The organism is Rhodopirellula maiorica SM1, assembly GCF_000346295.1.
In the GTDB taxonomy this organism is placed as follows: Bacteria; Planctomycetota; Planctomycetia; order Pirellulales; family Pirellulaceae; genus Novipirellula; species Novipirellula maiorica.
Genome location: NZ_ANOG01000037.1, coordinates 1 through 1,478 on the forward strand (window position 1 = coordinate 1; position 1,478 = coordinate 1,478).

The window sequence follows — 1,478 nt, forward strand, 5'->3', positions numbered from 1 at the left end:
ACAGCCCTTCAGTTAGAAATTCCAGTGTACGATTGGAATCAGGGAACGATTCGGCAAGCCGAAGCGGACGTAGTACGGCAGCGAGGCGAGATCGAGCGAGTTGAATTATCACTCCAACGACAACTGGCGAAAATTTACCGCGACTACTTGACCGCGGTTCAGAAAGTCCGCAGTTATCAGGAAGTCATTGTTCCCGAATCGCGACTGGCCTATGAAGTGCTACTGGATGCTTACGAAGAGGATCGTGTCGATTGGCCTCAGGTTCTCGCCGCCCAGTTAACGTATTACCAAATGCGAGTCCAGTATGTACAGCAATTGGTTGCATGGCGAAGTAACGAAACGCTGATCGCCGGCTACTTGCTCAACGGCGGATTGATGCCGCCGACCGGACCGGAACCTCCGGGACATATTTCAGCTGTGCCGAAACCGAGGTAGCGGCTAGTGGGAAGAGAAGGAGACGGGGAGCTACCAAGCTCTTTGACTCCTCGTTTTCCCTGTTAGCTCATTTTGTCTGAGCGTACTTCTCAAAAAGGATGATCAAATCCTCTAGCACCGCTTCACGCTGGCCCGCGTCGCTGTCGGTGGCGTCGTTGAGTGTTTCGCGGACGTGCTTGATTAGCAATAGCTGGGCGATCTTTGACAGCGCCCCCGTGGCGGCGCTGATCTGCATCACGATGTCCGCGCAGGCCGCGTCTTCTTCGATCATGCGGGCCACCGCGTCTACCTGGCCGCCCACTCGGCGCACGCGATTGAGCAACTTTCTACGTTCTTCGTCGCTGGTCATACGCTGTTCTACGGAACGGATCCGTTTTGGTTTCGAGAGTAAAGATACGGAACAGTTTCCGCTTTGACCGCGATTCTAACGGATAGGGGATTCCCTCATAGACGCCTACTTGCCCGTCTTCTTTTTGAGGCCGGGACGTAACGCTCGAGATGGACCAAGTGACAATGGAAAATCCAATTGCCGGAGTTGTTAGCAATGACCTCAATGCTGGATGTTTTTGCAACACCGACGAGTTCATTGTTTCGGGGGCCCCAGGCACTTTTAGGAATGCGAGCTACCACTCGACCGCCAACGTCTTTATTGGAGTCTTTGATCGTGGCAACGACAGTATTGAGTGGTATCTGATAAAAGAGCAATTTCCGAGGATCAACCTCGACCTGGTATTCGTACGGCTCCGCTTACCGTCGCGAGTTCCGCAACACCTGGCACCGAGACGAGTTAGTAAAGTACATACCAGTCTTGAACGTGACCACGGAGAGACATTCCACCTCTGACCGTTGCTTTGGGCAACACGATTTCTCAAAACAGGCACGCGATTTGCCATCTCCCGATACGCGCCGGGGGTATTCCTAGCACGCCTGGCGCCAGAGTCGAAGTTGACGCAATGAGTCCTTGTTCGAAGATCGAGCTTTGCAAACTCGGTTGGAGGAATCATTAGCGTCATTGTTATTCCCAAACCCAGAAACGATCACGG

The 1,478-nt window shown here is 53.2% G+C and carries 2 protein-coding genes and 1 pseudogene; 1 reads left to right on the forward strand and 2 read right to left on the reverse strand.

Going from position 1 to position 1,478, the window contains the following annotated elements; all coding sequences use genetic code 11:
• Positions 1-435: pseudogene (locus RMSM_RS01240) on the forward strand (TolC family protein); the annotation flags it as partial.
• A gap of 67 nt (positions 436-502) precedes the next feature.
• Here RMSM_RS01240 and RMSM_RS01245 read toward each other — a convergent pair.
• Together RMSM_RS01245 and RMSM_RS43670 are read right to left on the reverse strand one after the other, a co-directional pair.
• The gene (locus RMSM_RS01245; protein WP_008690323.1) at positions 503-784 is read right to left on the reverse strand and encodes a metal-sensitive transcriptional regulator; all 282 of its coding nucleotides are present in this window, start codon (positions 782-784) and stop codon (positions 503-505) included.
• Positions 785-879: 95 nt separating this feature from the next.
• The gene (locus tag RMSM_RS43670; protein WP_390172479.1) at positions 880-1,065 is read right to left on the reverse strand and encodes a multicopper oxidase domain-containing protein; all 186 of its coding nucleotides are present in this window, start codon (positions 1,063-1,065) and stop codon (positions 880-882) included.
• Between the last annotated feature and the right edge of the window lie 413 nt (positions 1,066-1,478).

Bases quoted from the DNA above. Each gene is read 5' to 3' on its own strand.
- RMSM_RS01245 (WP_008690323.1), bottom strand. From the start codon at position 784: ATGACCAGCGACGAAGAACGTAGAAAGTTGCTCAATCGCGTGCGCCGA.